We start from the raw sequence: 18,108 nt of genomic DNA on the forward strand, positions 1-18,108 counted from the left end.
AGACATAACATATACCGATACTGCCCCTGCTTGCCGTAAAATTTTAGCACATTCATTTATAGTAACAGCAGTGGTAACGACATCATCCTCTAATAAGATTTTTTTACTTACAATATTATTATTTTGTGTTAAATTTGATACTACCCTTTATATTATTTTTGCGTTGTTTTCGTGACAGAAAAGTCTGAGACTTGGTCCATTTTGATTTAGTTAAAATATCGGCTTTTAACATTTTATCGGTAACTTTTGCAATTTCCATAGCTAAAATATGAGCAGGATTATACATTCGTAGTAACCTCTTAAATCTATTCATAGGTACAGGTATGATTAGATCAATATCTTTTATATCCTCGCTATATCTATTATATAAAAGCTTAGCAAAGGTCTTAGTAAATATCATCTTATCTTGATATTTAAACTGATGAACTATTTTTTTGCTATGCTCATTAAACTTAAATAGGCTGCGAGCTAGATCATAATTAGGTTTGTTGCTATAACAATTTCCACAAATGCAGTTATCTAAGATTTTTATACTAAATCTTTGTCCGCATATACTACAATAGGGTCTTGCTATAAACTCTAGCTTCTTCCAACAATCGCTACAAAATTCACCGCTTCCCCCTAGTATTTCCGCACAGCTTAAACATCTCTGCGGCAAGATATAATCTATAAGATAATTATAAGATTTAACCAACATTCATTCCCTTTGAAGATTCTTATTTCTTAGATGCACTTTTTGTTGGCGACGGTGTTGATACTCTACTACTGTAAGCACTAACCTTACCGTGTGTTAAATTTTCCTGCATATGATGTACTTTTTCTTCCGCTTTAGCAATTTCGGGAGTTTTTGGCTTTTGAATATTAGGAGTAATAAGAACGGTACTAGGTTTCTGCTCTTCCTTTTTACCATATATTTCTTTTAAATACCCAAATTGCGATTCAACAAAATAACCGACTCCTGCTTTTACTGCTGATTTAGCTTTTTCAAAATTAGTTTTTTCAGACGGAGGTAAAAATTCCTGCCTTTCTGCTACTTTTGCTCTTGTTACATTAAAATGTTCTCTAAGCTCTCTTTCACTTAATTGATCAATTTTAGGGGTTGTAGCTAAAAACTCTTCTAAGGCTTTGGTATCTATTTTTGCTTGCCTTTCTTTTTCAAGCAAGTCTTTTTTATCTTCATAATTTCCTATTGATGTTTTTAAACTATTTATTTGATTTATTTTATCTTTTTTTCGTTCCATACGTACTAATTTTATGTCTGCTTCACCTATAACATTACTTCCTCCTCCAATAAGACCGGCTGCTAAACCGGTTATAATACCACCTGCTGAACCTGCTTGTGCCACTAACGCCGCTACTTCTAAAACATTATCCCAAACTGCTTTTAAAATTTCTTTAGTTCTCGTAGTATTTAACTTTTTAGGTTCAAGAGTTTCTTGATAAATTTTAGGTAATTTAGTATCCAAAAAATTTTTAAGTGTCGGACTATCTTTTGCTTTATCTTTTTGAGTGTTAATTATTAGATCTACTTGTTTTAAATAATTATCCTTAATATTTTCTAAAGTTTTTTTCTCTCTATCTAAATGCTTATCTGCTCTTACTTCTAAAGTTTCTTTTCCGACATTATAAGTAATGGCTGATAAAGAAAGTGCAGCAAGACCAAGCCCAACTGGCGTCGGGTTAAGGGCTAACGACACCATGACACCACCAATTTTTGCCGTACGTTTTACTGCCCTTTCAGCCCCCCGGTAAAGTTTTTATTTTATCAAGCACCTTATCAACAACACCGGGGCTTGGTGGACCTGCTTCTTTAATTTTTGCACCTTGCTGAAGTTTATCAACCGGATCATAAGCTTTTGCTACTTTTTCTCCAACATTAATTACTCCTTCTACTATATGAATAGGACTAGCGACAACTTTACTGCCCTCCTTTACCATTTCGATTGCTACTCCACTTGCAGCGATTCCGGCACGAGCAACTCTAGCACCGTAAAGTGCCGCATCCTCTTTCAGCGTTCTTTTTCCTGCTGGCTTATTTTGCGCTTGCCGTTCCTGTGGAGGCTCAGAAGCTTTTGTTTGTGCTGGCTTCTAAAGGCTCTACTCTTTCAGGGGTATTTATTGAAGATTTAAGCTTATTATCTTCTGCTGCATTTTTTATTCCTTCTTCAGGAGTATTAATAGATGAGTTACTGCTTAAATTTTCTTTTAGATATCTCATAAAATTATATATCATTGTCACCCCGTGGCTTGACCATAGGGTCCAAAAAAAATTAAGAAAGATGGATCCCCCGCGATCAAGTCGCAGGATGACATATTACCGCTCTCCCATTGCATAGCTAGTAATCAAATTCTTAATAGGTTTTAAATTATTTATCGTCTTAAACCCTATTTGCCTTAAACATCTTAAATTTTTGGAATAATTTGAAAAAATATTATTTAACTCATCAGTCAGCTTATACATAATAAAATTATCGTCTTGCCTTAGCTTTTGATATTCTTGTAATGTATCATTATTACTAATGATCATACTCAAAGTCTCTATATCTTTTATACCTTGATTCAGCCCTTGTCCGGCGAGCGGATGTACTGTGTGAGCAGTATCTGCAATAAGCACTATACGGTTATGAAAATATCTATTTGCTATACGGGCTTTTAACGGGAAGCTACTAATCTCACTATCAATAGTAATTTTACCTAGGGAATTACCGGCATTTCTTTGAGTTAAAAATCTAACTTCTTCTACGGGCAAATTAACAATTAAAGCAGCCTGATCAGAAGAAGTTGACCATATTACGGATGCAGCATATTGATCTTTTAAAGGCAGCAAAGCAAAAGGACCAAGCGGCAAAAAATGCTCCATAGCACTATTTTCATGAGGCTTTTCATGCTTAATGTTAAATGTCAGAGCTGTTTGATAAGGTTTTTCTATTTCATTAGCGAAATAATTAGATCTTACTTTTGAATTTGCTCCATCACATATAATTAATAAATTACATTTAATTTGTTTATCATCAAATTTTATAATCGAATAATCGCTATGACTTATAACTTCTTGATATTCATTATTATCAATTAATGTTATTAGCGGATGATCAGTTATTTTCGATAATAATATTTTTTTAAAATTACTATTTTGAACTACATAACCCAGTAAACTATCATTATCATTTCGTAAGTCTAATATCTCCAATGCCTTATTATCTACTACATATACGTCTTGCATTTCTGCCATAAACTTCTCAAGCTCTTCCCATATATCAATAGAGAATAAGAAATTTTTAGAATGCGGTGTTAAAGCAGTCGTTCTTATATCTTTAAAAAACTCTGGACTGTTTACCGATTTACTCTCGAATATAGTAGTTTCTATGCCTTTTTTTGCAAAAGAAAGTGCCGTTAGCATACCGCTAAGACCACAACCTAAAATTGCTATATTAATCTGCTTTGTTTTCATTCGATTCATTTATAAAATATTTTAAATAACCGTTTGTAGCTATAAAGCTTAAAAGCAAATAAATAATTGCTATATCCAAATATGAACTATTTCCTGAGTATAAACCTAAACAGCAAATAAATAAACTCGCTAAAGTCGTGAAGCTATTTAAAATCAATAAATTTGTAAAAATATCCGTTTTTCTGATAAATAGGTAGGTTATTAAGCAAATAAATAATGAAATAATAATTAAAAAGATGTTAAGCATAATTTTTAAAATCGGTTTACTGCTTGTTAAAGGATTTGTTGTATGGACACTTAATCGTCACTGCGAGGAAATTGCATAGCAATTGACGAAGCAATCTCAGGAGTTTGTTATTATTTCATGAGATTGCCACGCTCCCTACGGTCGCTCGCAATGACAACTTGGGTATCCTACCTCTCTTATTATATATAATCATTTATAACACTACAAACTGCAAATAAAATTAATTAAATAATTTTAATATTATGTAATCTTAGCCAACCTTTACACTATAAATAACTATTGTGACAAAAATGTTATAAAAAATGTTGCTTTCTTTTACATTCGGCATTAACATATATATTTAGGTTCTTACGTACGCTTTCTAATTGATTTACTATTTTACGATATTTTTTAGCGAAAATTAATAAGATTTTTGAAGGAATAGTTATTCATATTTCAAAAAAATCTTATAATTTGCAGCAAAAAATAGCCAAAATTCAATCTTTTTAGAAAGCGTACGTAAGAACCTAGTATTAAATATTTTTAAGGTAAATTGTAATGTCATCAATAGATGTTTTAATAATAGACGATGAAGAGGATATACGAAATATTATTGCTGCAATTTTGAACGATGAAGGTTTTAACCCTAAGGTTGCCGCTAATAGTACTCAAGCCCTTAAAATACTTTCCGAAAAACTGGTCTCTGCAGTTATACTTGATATTTGGCTTCAAGGAAGCGAAATTGACGGGCTTGGGATTTTAGAGATAATTAAAAAACGCTATCCTTTAATGCCGGTAATAATTATTAGCGGTCATGGCACTATAGAAACAGCGGTAAATGCTATAAAAATGGGGGCTTACGATTATATAGAAAAACCGTTTAATAATGATAAATTAGTTATTTTACTTAAAAGAGCTTGTGAAGTAACAAAGTTAAAACGTGAAAATATAGATTTAAAATCAAAGGTTATAGATAAAACTGAATTAGTAGGCGGATGTTCGGTAACTTTAAAATATAAAATGGAAATAGAAAAGGCAGCTAGCTCTAGCAGTCGTATAATGATTCACGGTAAAGTCGGTAGCGGTAAAGAACTTGCCGCAAGGTTAATTCATAAACAATCTAAAAGGGTTAATAATCCGTTCATTATTTTCAGCCCAACCTGTATGACTATGGAAAAAATCAATCAAGAATTATTTGGCGAATCGGAAAAGCAGGAAAATAATAATAAACGCCCTACTATCTTAGAATTTGCCAATAACGGTACTTTATATATAGATGAGGTCAGTAATATTCCAATTCCTATTCAAGTAAAATTATTAAAATTCCTTAAAGATCACACTATTACAAAACCTTGCGGAAAAAATATTAAAGTTGATATAAAAATTATCACCGGTACTTCTAAAAATATCCAAGATGAAGTTAATAACGGCAAATTCCTAGAAGATCTATATTATCGCCTTAATGTATCCTCTCTAAAAGTACCTTCATTATATGAAAGAAAAGAAGATATACCGCTACTCGTTAAATATTTTGTTAAGCAACTTTCAAAATTTTCAGGTTTAAAAGAACGTACCTTTGCCGATGAAACTATTGCAGCTCTTCAATCCTATGAATGGCCGGGCAATATTAGACAATTACGTAACGTTGTTGAATGGACTTTAATTATGAATCCGTTAACTACAGGTAATAATGAAATTATCAAACCTTATATGATACCTTCGGAAATATTAGCAAATAGTGCTAATCTCACAAAACTTGAAGATAGCTTTGATATGTTATCTATGCCGCTTAGAGAAGCTAGGGAAGTTTTTGAACGTCAATATCTATCAGCACAAATGAGTCGTTTTAATAATAATATTTCCAAAACATCCTCATTTGTCGGTATGGAAAGATCAGCTTTGCATCGTAAATTAAAATTATTAAACTTACATATACCTCCTATAAATAGAATAAATGAAGAAGAATATGAGGAAGCAAATGCTTAAAGTCATATCAATAATTACTATTTATTTGTTATTAAGCAGCTGTTCCGAGTCTACTCGTGATGCGAATGGATTACTTACAGATAGCCAAAGCACGGTAATTCGGAATTATATAATATCGCAAAATTCTAAAAACCTTAAAGTGAACCTTAAAGAGAAGTTCGGTTCAAATTTAAAAGGAGTAAAATTAATAGGAGTAAAGCTAATAAATGAAGATTTATCAGGAATAGATTTAACTTCCTGCGAAATATTACGTGCTGATTTTGCAGGTAGTAATTTAGAAAAAGCTATACTTACAAATGCTATAATTCAAGAAAGTAATTTTGCAGATTCGGTAATAAAAAATATTTCCGGATATAATTCTGACTTTCAAGGTTCAATTTTTAACAATATAACATTACAAAATACAAATTTTATTCAATCAAATTTTAGCGATACTGCTTTTAATAAAACTACTATAATAAATGTCAACTTTGAAAATTCTAAATTTAGTCATGTATTATGGAGCAATAATACTATCGACGGTGTTAATTTTCAAAAAGCTAACCTAAAAAATAATAGCTTTAAAAATACTAATATAACAAATTCAATATTTTACGGTACGGATTTAGAACAAAGTATAATAAATAATACCAATTTTACTAATAATTATTTTGAATCTAGCGACCTAAGTCAAACTAAATTAACAGCAGTAATAATTAAGGATTCTAACTTCACACAAAGTATCTTTAATGAAGTAAACTTTAATAACGTACAAAGTAATAACTCTTTCTTTTCATATGCTTCCTTTCAAGATTCGACATTACAAAATATTAGCCTTACTAAATGTGATTTACAAAATAGCACAATTAGTAGTTCAATTTTAAATCAGTTTAAAATCGATAATGCTATATTAAATAATATGAGTCTAAACGATAATAAATTTAATAATTTATCAATAAAAAATAGTAATGCTAATTTTGTAAGGATTAATAAAACTAAAGGCTCAAATATTACTTTAGATAATATAAGCTATACTAATAATATTTTTAGCAATAATGACTTTAAACAATTTATAGTGATTAATACCGATTTAACCGGCAGTGAAATAATAAACTCAAATATAACTAACGGGCAATTTAATAATGTAAATTTTTCTAAATCTTTAATACAAAACGTAAATTTTTCAGATGTTAAAATGACTTTAGGCAATTTAAACCAAGTAGCTCTAATAAATTCTAATCTAACAAATACTGCGGTTATTAACTCCATCCTTTCTAATTCACAAATAAATAATATTAACTACCAAGCGTATTCCGGTTTTATTAATACTAATGTTTCTAATAATATCATTTTAAATAGCGATAATTCGAGCAAAATTCCACCAAATAATATAGTAATAAGTTCGGTAAAAGATTTGCAAAAAATAACTAACTTAGCAAATATGAATTTAACAAATCTTGACTTAAGTAGTTTAGTATTTAATGGAGCAGATTTTTCAAATAGTATCTTTAAAAACACTAATTTAACAAATACAGTAATAAAAAATTCTATCTTAAAAAAAGCAAATTTTTCTTTAGCAATACTTACTAAAACAGATTTTTCAAACTCAATATTAACAGATAGCATATTTAAATCAGCTAAAATTGATCAGGCGGGCTTTAGTAACTCCGACCTAACAAATGCCGATTTTACTGAAGCGGTAATTAAAGATACTTCATTTGATAAGGCTAAGACAAGCGGAATGAAAGGAGTGGATAATCCTAATTAAAGTTAGAATTATCATTTATATTAATTATGAGAATAATTAATAATAACTTTAGGATATTTAGAGGCTATTTTTAATAAAGATATAGAGGTTTACGTCTTCCTTGTTCCCATTCTTGTAATGTTCTTACATTAACTCCCATAAGTACAGCAAAAGCTGATTGAGAAAGATGTAAGTGTTTTCTGATATCTACTATATCTTCTTTTGTCTCTATTTTCTTTATGTGTCCTTTTCCTAATTTTATATCTTGAATCGATTGCAAAATTTCAGCTCCAATATCTCTTTTTGTGTTCATAAACCTAATTCTTCTTTTATTTTTTTTAAAACAGAAGCTAGGATATTTTCAGCTTCATTTTTTGCATATATGGTTAATAACCATATCTGTTCTTCTTTACTTTTATAATAATAAATTATACGGACACCGCTACGCTTTCCTTGTCCTTTAGTCATCCAGCATATTTTTCTAAGTCCACCAACTACCTATTATAACATCCCCTGATTTAGGATGTGGTGACAAGTGCCATTGAAAACTTGCATACTCATCATCTGTAAAATATGAACTCAACAATTTATTAAATAAAGGGGATTCTATATATTCCATATAAACATTATATGTCAGTGACGTATAATGTCAACAATATTCCTGCAAAAAACCATCTGTATATCTACTTTTGGTTGCTCTTTGAAGATTTTCCTTTATTAGTAGGAGTATTAGATGGTGTAAATGAATTATTATTTATAAAAGCAGTAGGGCTTTGTTTCTTCATTCTATTAATAATTTGTTGTTGTTTAAGATTATTTATCTTTTGTTTTCCGGCTATCCTTATAGATTTAGTAATTTTGGCAGTTTCTACAAATATTTCCTGAGGAGTTTGTAGCTGATCAATTTGCTCGTAATGTTTTTTAAGAAATTCTTCTTTTATCTTTGGTTTTACTCCTTTCAAATCAACATATGTTTTATATAACTTCTTTAATTTTGTTTTAGATTCTTCTATTTGTTTTTTGGAAGATTTTTGAGGAAGTAATTTAATCGCATTAACAAGACTACTACCTATTTCTTTTATAATATTAACTGCAGGAGAAGTTATTTTCTTTATTCCTTCATAAATTTTATTTAACCCGCTAGCAATAACATCTAATATTTTAGGCTCATATTCTTTAGATATAGGGGGTGTATCTTTAATAATATCCCTAGCTTCAGTTAGATTATTAGCTAAATGAAGTAATGCTTTTTTCTCCTCTAACTCAGTAGATCGATTAGCATATAAACTAGCTATATCTGCCTGAACATCTATAGTATCGGTAATTATTGATTTAGTATCATTAAAAGAAAGATCTAGAGGTGTCTTTTTTTGCGTTATAGGGCTGTCTTCTCTTAATTTATCTAGCCTATCGCGTATTGCTTGGTCTTTTTGATCATTGAGGTTTTTACTTTTTTGTTCTAGTTTAAGTTCAGATTGCATCTGCTCAATTAGATCGTCTACTTCATTACCGGATTTTTTTGTGGGGACATAAGGTCTATCTTGGAGCTTTGCAAACCTTTCTTCTAATTCTTCAAGTGTTGGAGGAGTGCCTTTAAGTTTTGCTAGTCTTTCTTCTAATTCTTTTATTATTTGATCGTCTTGCTTTTTCTTAGACATAATATACCTCTGTAATAATTCCTAGGCTCTGTGAAAGAAAATTAATAAGATTTTTGCAGTAATAGTTTTCCTATTTCAAAAAAATCTTATGATTTACAGCAAAAAATAGCAAAAATAGATTAATTTAATTTTCTTTCACAGAGCCTAGTTATTAATAACACAAACTACTAACTAAAATAAAGTATTTTTTAATATGAGTTAAGATAGTAGCTATTAATACATATTAGCTCTATGACCGATTTTTATAACAGCTACTGTTGATTTTTGAATAGATACACTATAGAATTACACGATAATTCCCAAACCTGTATCTATATAAATTTTTAACTCGCCTTTTAAAGGTTTACCGAGTTCTATAGGGTTTTGAGCAAGATATAATTCTACTTTATCAAGTATTTTTAAAGGGTAGGTAACTCGGCTAATTCTGCACGTGCCTTATTTTCCCATATAACTTTAAACATTTTTCTTTTTTAACCATTCCCTAACTTCGTCAGTAGTATAAGTTTTAAAATCAGGAGCATTAATTCTTTGTAAAGCAATTTTAGCATCTTCCATATCTTCTTGCATTTCCTGTAGATAATATTTAATTGCTTTACGTACTATATACCCTTTTGATCTGTCTAAGTTTTTTGCTGAGCATGCCAAACTATCATTTAGTTCATCCCTGTTTATGTTTCGATAAACTGTTATATTCTCTAAGAGCAGCATATTCTATATGTTCTATATTACTTTCTTTGCTAAACTTCTTTTTAATAAATCCAGCAAGCTTACTTAAATGATCTCTTGATATTCTAACATCCCAAATTTCTTGAACTTCAGGAGTCGAAGCTTTATAAGCATTAACAAAATCGTTACCTTATAAATCCTCAAGTCTTTTTATAGAGAGTAACAAATCTTTAATAGCCCCTTAGTAGGATGGTGTTGTACTAACGAATCAGAACATAACATATCAATATTATCAAGGATTCGTATACCAAACCTAACAAGAAACTTAGACATTTCTATATAGTCAAGTTCATTATCTAAATAATATCTAGCATCAAAAACATCATGCAAAGCAGTTCTTACTTCTATATCCTCAAATTCAGCATGCAGATCTGCCCCTCTTTTTAAGAAAAGCTTTGCAGCCTCAATATTATTCCATTGAACAGCAGAATGAAAAGGTGTTCTACTATCTTTAAAAGCTCTTTGATCCACGGTAAAAATATTGTTATCAAGTAAATAATTTATAACATTTAAAGCATCTCCTATTGCAGCCATATTAAGCAAATTTAATATTTCATCACGTTCGTGTATTACAAAAAATCCGGATTACCTCCATTTCTAATACACTGCTCTATTATAGGTAATAAACTCTCATTTCTAGCAGCTAAAACTACTATTCTTTCTAATGCATAATTTCCAAATATGTGTTGAGCTGCTAATATTTCTTCTTCTGACCAATTATTTTGTTCGCTACCTAATTTAACTAATAATATTTTTAGTTCTTCTAGCATAATTTTATCTTAACTGCATTACATCATATAGTTTATAAATACTTATCCAGCACATCAGACATGATTTTACGAGCTACGGGGGCGGCGGCTTTACTGCCCCCTCCGCCGTGATCAACAAAGACGGTGACGGAATAACGAGGATCGTGATAGGGAGCGAAGCCTAAGAACAAGGCATGATTACGCCTCTCCCAAGCAATAGAGTTGCGGCTTAAATCATCTTTAGCATTTAGTTTGCCTTGTACTTGAGATGTACCTGTTTTACCGGCGAGCTGCCTATTTTCGCCTAAAATTCTATTATAATATGCCGTACCGCCAGCAACATTCACGGTATTATACAAACTTTCTTGGATTATTTTGATATTTTCGGGCTTAATATTGACATTATAAAATTCCGGATCGTTTTTTAATATTCTAGGCGTATATAGCTTGCCGTTACTTGCAATAGCCGTAATAAACCTTGCAAGCTGCATCGGCGTTACCCCTAGAAATCCCTGTCCGATTGCTAAATTAAAACTATCCCCTATTGACCAAGAAAGCTTTAATTTTTTCTTTTTCCATTCTTTTGACGGTACAAACCCGCTATTTTCAGGAGCTAAATCAATACCGGTTTTTGAGCCGAATCCAAATTCTCTTGCAACTTCAAGAATTTTATCCAGACCTACTATTCTTGCTAATTCATACATATAAATATTACAGGAATGCTTTAAAGCAGACATCATATCTATCGTCCCGTGTCCGCTATGATTCCAACATCTAAAGCTATTAGTACCAAGAGCAGAGCTACCGTCACAAAAAACGGTTTTATTAGGGTTAATACCTACTTCAAGGGCTGCAAGTACGGTAATTATTTTAAAAACCGAACCTGGGGGATAAGAATTTTGTATTACCTTATTAATTAAAGGTTTATAGGGATTCCTCGTTAAATTCTGCCAATAATTTTCCGATAATTTACTGAAATTATTTGATTCAAAACCCGGTGTGGAAGCACAAATTAGTATGTTTCCGGTTCTAGTATCCATAACTATTGCCGAAGAACCTTTAGGATTTAAATATTGCTGTATATTTTGCTGAAGAGAAGCATCGATATTTAAATGCATGTCTTCCCCTGATTTAGTAGGGGTTCCTGTTATTTCTCTTACTTGTTTACCGTAAGCATTTACTTCAACTTTTTTATAACCGAATTCTCCTCGTAATTTGTTATCGTAATATTTTTCAATACCGGATTTACCGATATTAAAATCACTTAAACTATGTATATTTAACTCTTGCTTCTCTTGCTCATTTATTTGACCGAGATAACCGATTAAATGAGAAGTAGTGCTTGAAAAAGGATAAAACCTTAAATATCCTATATCAATAAATATCGAGGCCAATTTATGCTTTTGTTCTTCAATCATCGATACTTGCTGCCAATCAAGCTGATCAAGTATTATTAAAGGAGTGTGGCGACTAGATTTTTTAATTTTTTGCTTAATATAATTATATTTTTCCGGAGATAAATTTAAAATATTACTAATTATTTCTAATTCATCCCTATAATTATTATTAATGCTCCTATCTATTACTAGCTGATAACATGGTTTATTAGTAGCTAAAATATTGCCGTCTAAATCGTAAATCCTTCCTCTAGTCGGCGGCAGTACAACAAAATTAATACGATTTTTATCCGATAAAGTCTTATATTCTTCACTTTTAATAAGCTGTAAATAAAACATTCTCATTCCAAGCAGCGATAAAAATCCGAGTTTACCTAATCCGATTATAAAAGCCCTACGTGAAATCAACTCACCATGTAGTATTTTTTTATTTAGCATATTTCTTGAAATAATTCATAGGAGAATCAAGTATAAGACGAATTATATTATAAGAAAATATAGTTGTTAAAAATTGAAAGAAAATTATTAAATATCCGTCTGCTTCTAGCTTCTTGATTGTTACTAGTAAATATTTAAAATTCAATATAAATAAACAATAAACGCAAAAAATAATGAAATTTATTAAATAGTTTTTAGCTACAAAATATTTTGAAGATAATTTATAAATCATATATGCCGATAAAAAAACTAACGAATTTGTACCGATAGGCATACCGCTTATTTGATCTATCAATAGACCGAGAAAAAATATGCTAAAAATATTTAAGGAATATAACGACATAAAATAATAAATAAATATAATTTCCATCGCCGGAAAAATTCTGCTTTGAATATTTATTTTATAACTCACCAACGGAAATAATATTATAAAAAAACATAATAAAGCAACCAGCAATTTTAATATTATTTGTAAGCTATTTTTATATATTTCCTGTTTTAACTTTAACATAAATTATCTTATTTTTTGTCATTGCGAGCGACTGAAAGGAGTGTGGCAATCCAGGAAATAATTAAAAAAAAATGCTAAAAATTAGCATTTTTTACTGGATTGCTTCGTCAAAACTTACAGTTTTTCCTTGCAATGACGACTCGGTATACACCCAACAACCATATCCACTCGTGTACAAAATATAAATTAATTTTCTATTTTGTACAGTTTTAAAAATAGACTATCCGGCGAATGGGATATTATTTTTCTTGTATTATAACAGAATTTCCTTTATATTATCTTAATTAATTAAATTAGGTAAATTTATGAAATCAAATATACCTAAAGTAATAACTAATACTGAGCAGGCAAATGGAAACCCAATGAGGTTTAATATAGCTCTTAATACTAAGTAGATGTAAAATATAACGGGTTTGAGGTCTTAAGTTTATACTACTCCAACCCTTCCCCTTATATACGTTTTACTTCTACAAAGCATGCTGATAAATCATTGATTATAAAAAATTATAAAGAGTTTTCTACCTATAAACAACTATACATACAAGCTTACATAGTGCCTCAAGAGGGTGATAAAATAACTGTCCAAATATTTGAAGTAGGAAATAATACATTTTCTATAGATGAGGATTTTAATATAGAAATATTAGGTATTCCTACAAATTATTTGAATTAGGCTCTATTTAAAAGAACTTACAATAACTCACAATAGCTAGGATTACATCTTTTATCATCACCGCTAAGTTCCGACTCTTCTTGCTCATCGTGATTTGGGGGCGTAAGCGTAAATAGTTGTTTTGTTATAATGTTAGGTCTTTTTAACGTGGGATCAAAAGACGGAAGACGCCTGATAGCGGTAGTGTTAATAAGTTCATTCGTTGTATCTTCATTTTTTGACATAAAAACCTCCTTTTTAGCTTATATACTCGTCATTGCGAGGAAATTTACGGTAGTAAATTGACGAAGCAATCCAGTAATTTTTTCTGGATTGCCACGCAGCCTACACGGCTGCTTGCAATGACAAAATCTATAGTTATTAGGCAATATTTTTAATTTTCAACTTTCCTCTTCACTTTGTTCTATCGGTTCTAAACCATATAAAGATATCATACGTTCAAATACTCTACCGGCAGTAGGGGCAGCCGTCCAGCTTGCTGTTGCAAAGCCAAAGCTTTCTTTAGTCGGTTTTGGTTCATCAAATCTAATAAAAATAACATATTGCGGGTTAGATGCAGGCAGCATACCTAAAAACGATGAAGCTCTACTATTTTTTAGATATTTCTTTTTTCCCCCTGCACCTTGTGAAAGTTTTTCTGCCGTACCGGTCTTACCGCCGATAAGATAGCCTTTGACCTCTGCTCTTTTACCGTTACCTTCTTTTACTACCGATCTAAATAATTTCTTCATTTGGGTAGAGGTATTTTCACTAAAAACTTTTGTACCTATTACTTTTTCATCCTTTCTTTTTAATAAAGTAAGATCATATAAAATACCGCCGTTAACAACCGGTAACATTGCTCTAACAAAATGCAAAGGGCTAATCGAAATGCCGTAGCCGTACGACATAGTAACACTAGTTAACTCATTCCATCTTTTCTCAGAAGGAAATAACGGAGTACCTCGTTCAGGTAATTCTATTTGTAACTGATCTAATAGACCTAATTTCTTTAGGTATTTTTTAAAATTGCTTTTACCGACTTCAAGCATAATTTGACTTGTGCCGATATTTGAAGAATATAGAAAAATCTCAGGTACACTATGCCACCCTTGCCTTGGCGTATAATCCTTAAGCTGGAATCCTCCTACTTTCATATAGCTTATATCATAAGCATCATTCATATTTATTGCACCGGTATCAAAACCGACTGCCATAGTTAATGCCTTAAACACCGAACCCATTTCGTAAATGCCGAGACTTGCTATATTAAACAACTCTTCCGGTTTTGCTAAACTCGGATGATGAGGATCGAAATCAGGCTTATTTACTAATGCTAAAATCTCGCCGTTATTTGGATCGGCAATAATGCCTACTGCCCCTATAGCATTAAATTGCTTTAAAGTTTTATCAATCTCCTCACTTAAAATACTTTGCAGTCTTATATCAATCGATAATTTAAGTGGCTCTTTCTGTTTTCCAGGTTCATTTAATTCATGATCTGAATTAGTTAAATATTTATCGTAAGCGAGTTCTAATCCACTAAGCCCTACCGAATCTCTACCTACATAACCGACAACATGCGACAATAAATTAGAAAACGTATAAATTCGTTTCTGTTCTTCTTCAAATTCAAAACCAAGTAACCCAAGGCTAGTTATTTTTTCTTGCTGACTAGGTAATAAGTCTCTTTTTACCCATATAAAGCTTTTATTTGACTTAAGTTCTGCAAGTAATTTAGCTTTATTAATATCAGGTAGAATTTCTGCTAGCTTTTTTACGGAAGTTTCAGGATCAAGTACTATTTGTGGATTAGCAAATAATGATGCAGAAGGTAGGTTAACGGCTAATAAATTACCGTTTCGATCAACTATTTCTTTTCTAAATTGATTATTTTTTTTAAAAGAACTTTGGTTTTTATCGTAAACATTTGTAGCAACGATTATTAACCTGTAAGATAAAGTACAAAAAAGAAAAGAAAAGCCACAAATAACCATTAATAATCGGATTTTTGTATTCTTACTACAAATATTCCAAATTATCAGACTTTTAATTGTAGGTTTCATTTTTCCAAAATTTGTTTCATATATTATTTATGGTGTTTTAAGTGGGTAGTGATCCCGTCATTGCGAGGAAAGGCGAAGCCTTGACGCGGCAATCTCATAAAGCAGTATAAAATTCCTGAGATTGCCGCACGATCTTCGACCGCTCGCAATGATGATTAGATATCCACGCAACAAGGCCGACTTGACCACGGTATGACAATCACTTAACTCTACTCGAAACAGTCTGTATATACTTATTATTCGTAATTCTTTTGTAACGCCATTTACTACTCTTTGAAATACTAATATTATGATCAAATTTAATATTTTGATCGATATTTGGCACTAATGGATCTTTTATCATTTGATAAGATTTAACTGTTTCTAATGTTAAGTAAGCTGCTACAAGCTTTTTTAGTCTAGCCGGCGAAAGTAAATAAGCTTGCTCTGCTTTTAAAATATGAATATTATTATTCTCACTATTTATCTGTTTTACAACGCTACTTAATTGATAATCAAGAGTTGAGACTCGCTCCTTTATGCTAAACAAACTACATATTGCTATAATTGTTATCAATAATATTAAATAGTGAAACTTTCTTATACTCATAATTAATTACTCATATATCGCTTTTGCTGCTCGAAGTTTTGCTGATCTCGCTCTAATATTTAGCCCTACTTCTTTATCTGACGATGCTAGAGCTTTGTTAGTAATAATCTTAAGCCATTTATTTGGATCAATTGCCATATCATCTTTAGCATATTTTGATCTTGCTATCGGCTTTTCCGAATTTTCTTTAAAAAAATTCTTAACTATCCTGTCTTCTAAAGAGTGAAAAGACACCACAACTAAACGTCCATCTTTCTTTAATATATTTTTTACATTCGCTAAAAACCGCTCTAACTCCCCAAGCTCATCGTTTATATAAATCCTAATAGCTTGAAAGGTTTTAGTGGCAGGATCAATTTTGCTTTTTCTAAATCCTATACTACTCCTAACAATCTCGGCTAACTTGCTTGTACTATCAATTCTCGCCGTTTTTCTATATTCTACAATTCTCTTAGCAATTCTTCGTGAAAAGCTCTCATCACCGTATTTGTAAATTACATCGGCAAGCTCTTTTTCCTCTGCCATATTTACAAACTCCTCAGCACTAAGCCCCTGCCCACTCATACGCATATCGAGTGGTCCGTCATGCAAAAACGAAAATCCTCTATCTGCTATATCTAACTGCATTGATGAAACGCCTAAATCCAGCACTATCCCATCAATTTTTTTTTCCTTAAGCTTTGTAAAGCTATCCGCAAAATTCGTTTCTATAAAATCAAATCTCTCACCATAATTTTGCTTAATTTCTTCGGCTTTTTTAATCACGTTCGGATCACGATCCAAAGATGTGACATAACAGTAACAGCTTTCCAATATTGCTTTGCTATACCCTCCTGCTCCAAACGTACAATCTAAATAAGACTCACCGTCTTTTGGAGCTAAATTTGCTAGCATTTCATTTAGCATTACCGGTATATGAGATTGCAGCATCAATTCGCATTCCTTAGAGTTAAACGCTTTTCATGAGCGATTTTTTGAGCAGAATTTAAATATTTCTCAAAATTCTGCGGCTGCCAAATCTCAAAAATCACCCCCTTACCTACAAAACATGCCTGCTCTTCGATCCCTGCATGCTGCATTAAAGACTGCGGCAATATAACTCTTCCCTCTCCGTCAAACGAAAGCTGCACGGCTTCCCCAAATATTATAGTCTCAAACGCATCACGCTCTTCGGAATAAGGATCAAGCGTCTCGATCATCTGCCTTAATTTCTCGATATGCGAAATACCGCACACTTCTATACAATTATTCCTAATCGACGGATAAGCAATTACACCGTTAAATAGTTCTTTCCCTAGTACCGCACGGTAATTCGCCGGCACCGACACCCTACTCTTTTTATCAACACCATTTACATACTTAGATAAAAATACATTCATTGGGTTAATTTGGGATTTAATGGAAAATTATAGGATATTATAGGAATATAATGGAGTCAAGCGTTTTTAACAAGCATGGGTTAAATTATTAACTTGTGTCTTTATTGTCATACCATGGCTTGACCACGGTATCCAGTAAAACAACTTAAAATGTTAATAATTTTAGTATTTTAACTGGATACCGTGGTCAAGCCATGGTATGACATCGAATGCGTTTTTCGATCCATACAACAAAGTTATGCTTAGCAGGAATGACATAGAATAAAAACTGTCCGATACTATGCTCTTTCTTGCATATCTTAATTACAATAATTTAAAATAAAAAACATAAAACTTTAAAAAAAATATTGATTTGTTAATTTTTATTATGTTAAATCTAAACTAATTATTAATATTTTTTAATAATTAGTTTACTTTTAATATAAATAAAGGTTAATTATGCCGTAATTTGAATGTATAGCCACGATACTTAGATCACTCGGAAGTTATCAACCTAACTTTCCTTTACCTTATTTGTTTAATATTGGCGATAAGCTATTTACTTCTGTACCCTA

Annotated in this window: 20 protein-coding genes and 2 pseudogenes; 2 read left to right on the top strand and 20 right to left on the bottom strand. The window is 31.2% G+C overall.

The features are described 5' to 3' along the window. Positions 1 to 118: 118 nt before the first annotated feature. The 6 genes and pseudogenes from RAS_RS09880 to RAS_RS05050 form a co-directional block, all read right to left on the bottom strand. On the bottom strand, positions 119 to 697 hold the full coding sequence (locus tag RAS_RS09880) for a ComF family protein (protein WP_232049152.1): 579 nt from the start codon (positions 695 to 697) through the stop codon (positions 119 to 121). A 19-nt stretch (positions 698 to 716) separates the two neighbouring features. Next, a complete protein-coding gene (locus RAS_RS09885; RefSeq protein WP_232049153.1) occupies positions 717 to 1,697 on the bottom strand; it encodes a hypothetical protein in 981 nt (326 codons plus the stop codon). 40 nt (positions 1,698 to 1,737) lie between these two features. Further along, the gene (locus tag RAS_RS09890) at positions 1,738 to 1,938 is read right to left on the bottom strand and encodes a hypothetical protein (protein WP_232049154.1); all 201 of its coding nucleotides are present in this window, start codon (positions 1,936 to 1,938) and stop codon (positions 1,738 to 1,740) included. A gap of 8 nt (positions 1,939 to 1,946) precedes the next feature. After that, positions 1,947 to 2,218: pseudogene (locus tag RAS_RS08625) on the bottom strand (hypothetical protein). Positions 2,219 to 2,314: 96 nt separating this feature from the next. Further along, positions 2,315 to 3,460 carry a 2-octaprenyl-6-methoxyphenyl hydroxylase gene (gene ubiH, locus RAS_RS05045; RefSeq protein ID WP_172616134.1) on the bottom strand — a complete coding sequence of 382 codons (1,146 nt, stop codon included), beginning with the start codon at positions 3,458 to 3,460 and terminating at the stop codon, positions 2,315 to 2,317. Then, positions 3,432 to 3,698 carry a monovalent cation/H+ antiporter complex subunit F gene (locus tag RAS_RS05050; RefSeq protein ID WP_010422124.1) on the bottom strand — a complete coding sequence of 89 codons (267 nt, stop codon included), beginning with the start codon at positions 3,696 to 3,698 and terminating at the stop codon, positions 3,432 to 3,434. The genes ubiH and RAS_RS05050 overlap by 29 nt, the downstream gene beginning before the upstream one ends. Before the next feature lie 537 nt (positions 3,699 to 4,235). Between RAS_RS05050 and RAS_RS05060 the strand changes: the two genes are divergently transcribed. Next, positions 4,236 to 5,663: a sigma-54-dependent transcriptional regulator gene (locus RAS_RS05060; RefSeq protein WP_147142926.1), complete on the top strand. Its 1,428-nt coding sequence runs from the start codon at positions 4,236 to 4,238 to the stop codon at positions 5,661 to 5,663. Continuing rightward, entirely contained in the window at positions 5,656 to 7,410 is a 1,755-nt protein-coding gene (locus tag RAS_RS05065; RefSeq protein WP_147142929.1) for a pentapeptide repeat-containing protein, read from the top strand. Before RAS_RS05060 ends, RAS_RS05065 begins: the two co-directional genes overlap by 8 nt. A gap of 70 nt (positions 7,411 to 7,480) precedes the next feature. Here the strand turns inward: RAS_RS05065 and RAS_RS05070 are convergent, their stop codons facing one another. From RAS_RS05070 to mraZ, 14 genes and pseudogenes are all read right to left on the bottom strand, one after another. After that, complete coding sequence (locus RAS_RS05070) at positions 7,481 to 7,702, bottom strand: helix-turn-helix domain-containing protein (RefSeq protein ID WP_232049155.1); 222 nt, start codon at positions 7,700 to 7,702, stop codon at positions 7,481 to 7,483. After that, the gene (locus RAS_RS09895; RefSeq protein ID WP_232049156.1) at positions 7,699 to 7,857 is read right to left on the bottom strand and encodes a hypothetical protein; all 159 of its coding nucleotides are present in this window, start codon (positions 7,855 to 7,857) and stop codon (positions 7,699 to 7,701) included. The genes RAS_RS05070 and RAS_RS09895 overlap by 4 nt, the downstream gene beginning before the upstream one ends. Positions 7,858 to 7,870: 13 nt before the next feature. After that, positions 7,871 to 8,008: a hypothetical protein gene (locus tag RAS_RS09900; RefSeq protein WP_232049157.1), complete on the bottom strand. Its 138-nt coding sequence runs from the start codon at positions 8,006 to 8,008 to the stop codon at positions 7,871 to 7,873. 64 nt (positions 8,009 to 8,072) lie between these two features. Beyond that, positions 8,073 to 9,047 carry a hypothetical protein gene (locus tag RAS_RS05080; protein ID WP_147142932.1) on the bottom strand — a complete coding sequence of 325 codons (975 nt, stop codon included), beginning with the start codon at positions 9,045 to 9,047 and terminating at the stop codon, positions 8,073 to 8,075. A gap of 453 nt (positions 9,048 to 9,500) precedes the next feature. Then, complete coding sequence (locus tag RAS_RS05085; protein WP_147142935.1) at positions 9,501 to 9,755, bottom strand: hypothetical protein; 255 nt, start codon at positions 9,753 to 9,755, stop codon at positions 9,501 to 9,503. A gap of 168 nt (positions 9,756 to 9,923) precedes the next feature. Then, the gene (locus RAS_RS05090; protein ID WP_332094800.1) at positions 9,924 to 10,316 is read right to left on the bottom strand and encodes an ankyrin repeat domain-containing protein; all 393 of its coding nucleotides are present in this window, start codon (positions 10,314 to 10,316) and stop codon (positions 9,924 to 9,926) included. A gap of 26 nt (positions 10,317 to 10,342) precedes the next feature. Next, positions 10,343 to 10,543 carry a hypothetical protein gene (locus RAS_RS05095; protein WP_147142940.1) on the bottom strand — a complete coding sequence of 67 codons (201 nt, stop codon included), beginning with the start codon at positions 10,541 to 10,543 and terminating at the stop codon, positions 10,343 to 10,345. 32 nt (positions 10,544 to 10,575) lie between these two features. Next, the gene (gene mrdA / locus RAS_RS05100; protein WP_147142945.1) at positions 10,576 to 12,357 is read right to left on the bottom strand and encodes a penicillin-binding protein 2; all 1,782 of its coding nucleotides are present in this window, start codon (positions 12,355 to 12,357) and stop codon (positions 10,576 to 10,578) included. Then, the gene (locus RAS_RS05105) at positions 12,347 to 12,868 is read right to left on the bottom strand and encodes a hypothetical protein (RefSeq protein WP_147142948.1); all 522 of its coding nucleotides are present in this window, start codon (positions 12,866 to 12,868) and stop codon (positions 12,347 to 12,349) included. The genes mrdA and RAS_RS05105 overlap by 11 nt, the downstream gene beginning before the upstream one ends. Positions 12,869 to 13,558: 690 nt before the next feature. Continuing rightward, positions 13,559 to 13,765: a hypothetical protein gene (locus RAS_RS05115; protein WP_147142954.1), complete on the bottom strand. Its 207-nt coding sequence runs from the start codon at positions 13,763 to 13,765 to the stop codon at positions 13,559 to 13,561. A 156-nt stretch (positions 13,766 to 13,921) separates the two neighbouring features. Further along, positions 13,922 to 15,606, bottom strand: a pseudogene (locus tag RAS_RS05120) (peptidoglycan D,D-transpeptidase FtsI family protein). Positions 15,607 to 15,785: 179 nt separating this feature from the next. Then, the gene (gene ftsL / locus RAS_RS05125; protein WP_147142960.1) at positions 15,786 to 16,175 is read right to left on the bottom strand and encodes a cell division protein FtsL; all 390 of its coding nucleotides are present in this window, start codon (positions 16,173 to 16,175) and stop codon (positions 15,786 to 15,788) included. Between the two features lie 6 nt (positions 16,176 to 16,181). Then, entirely contained in the window at positions 16,182 to 17,105 is a 924-nt protein-coding gene (rsmH, locus tag RAS_RS05130) for a 16S rRNA (cytosine(1402)-N(4))-methyltransferase RsmH (protein WP_147144073.1), read from the bottom strand. Continuing rightward, a complete protein-coding gene (gene mraZ / locus RAS_RS05135) occupies positions 17,105 to 17,554 on the bottom strand; it encodes a division/cell wall cluster transcriptional repressor MraZ (RefSeq protein WP_010422069.1) in 450 nt (149 codons plus the stop codon). The genes rsmH and mraZ overlap by 1 nt, the downstream gene beginning before the upstream one ends. Between the last annotated feature and the right edge of the window lie 554 nt (positions 17,555 to 18,108).

The sequence above is a fragment of the Rickettsia asiatica genome (genome assembly GCF_007989425.1).
Classification (GTDB): Bacteria; Pseudomonadota; Alphaproteobacteria; order Rickettsiales; family Rickettsiaceae; genus Rickettsia; species Rickettsia helvetica.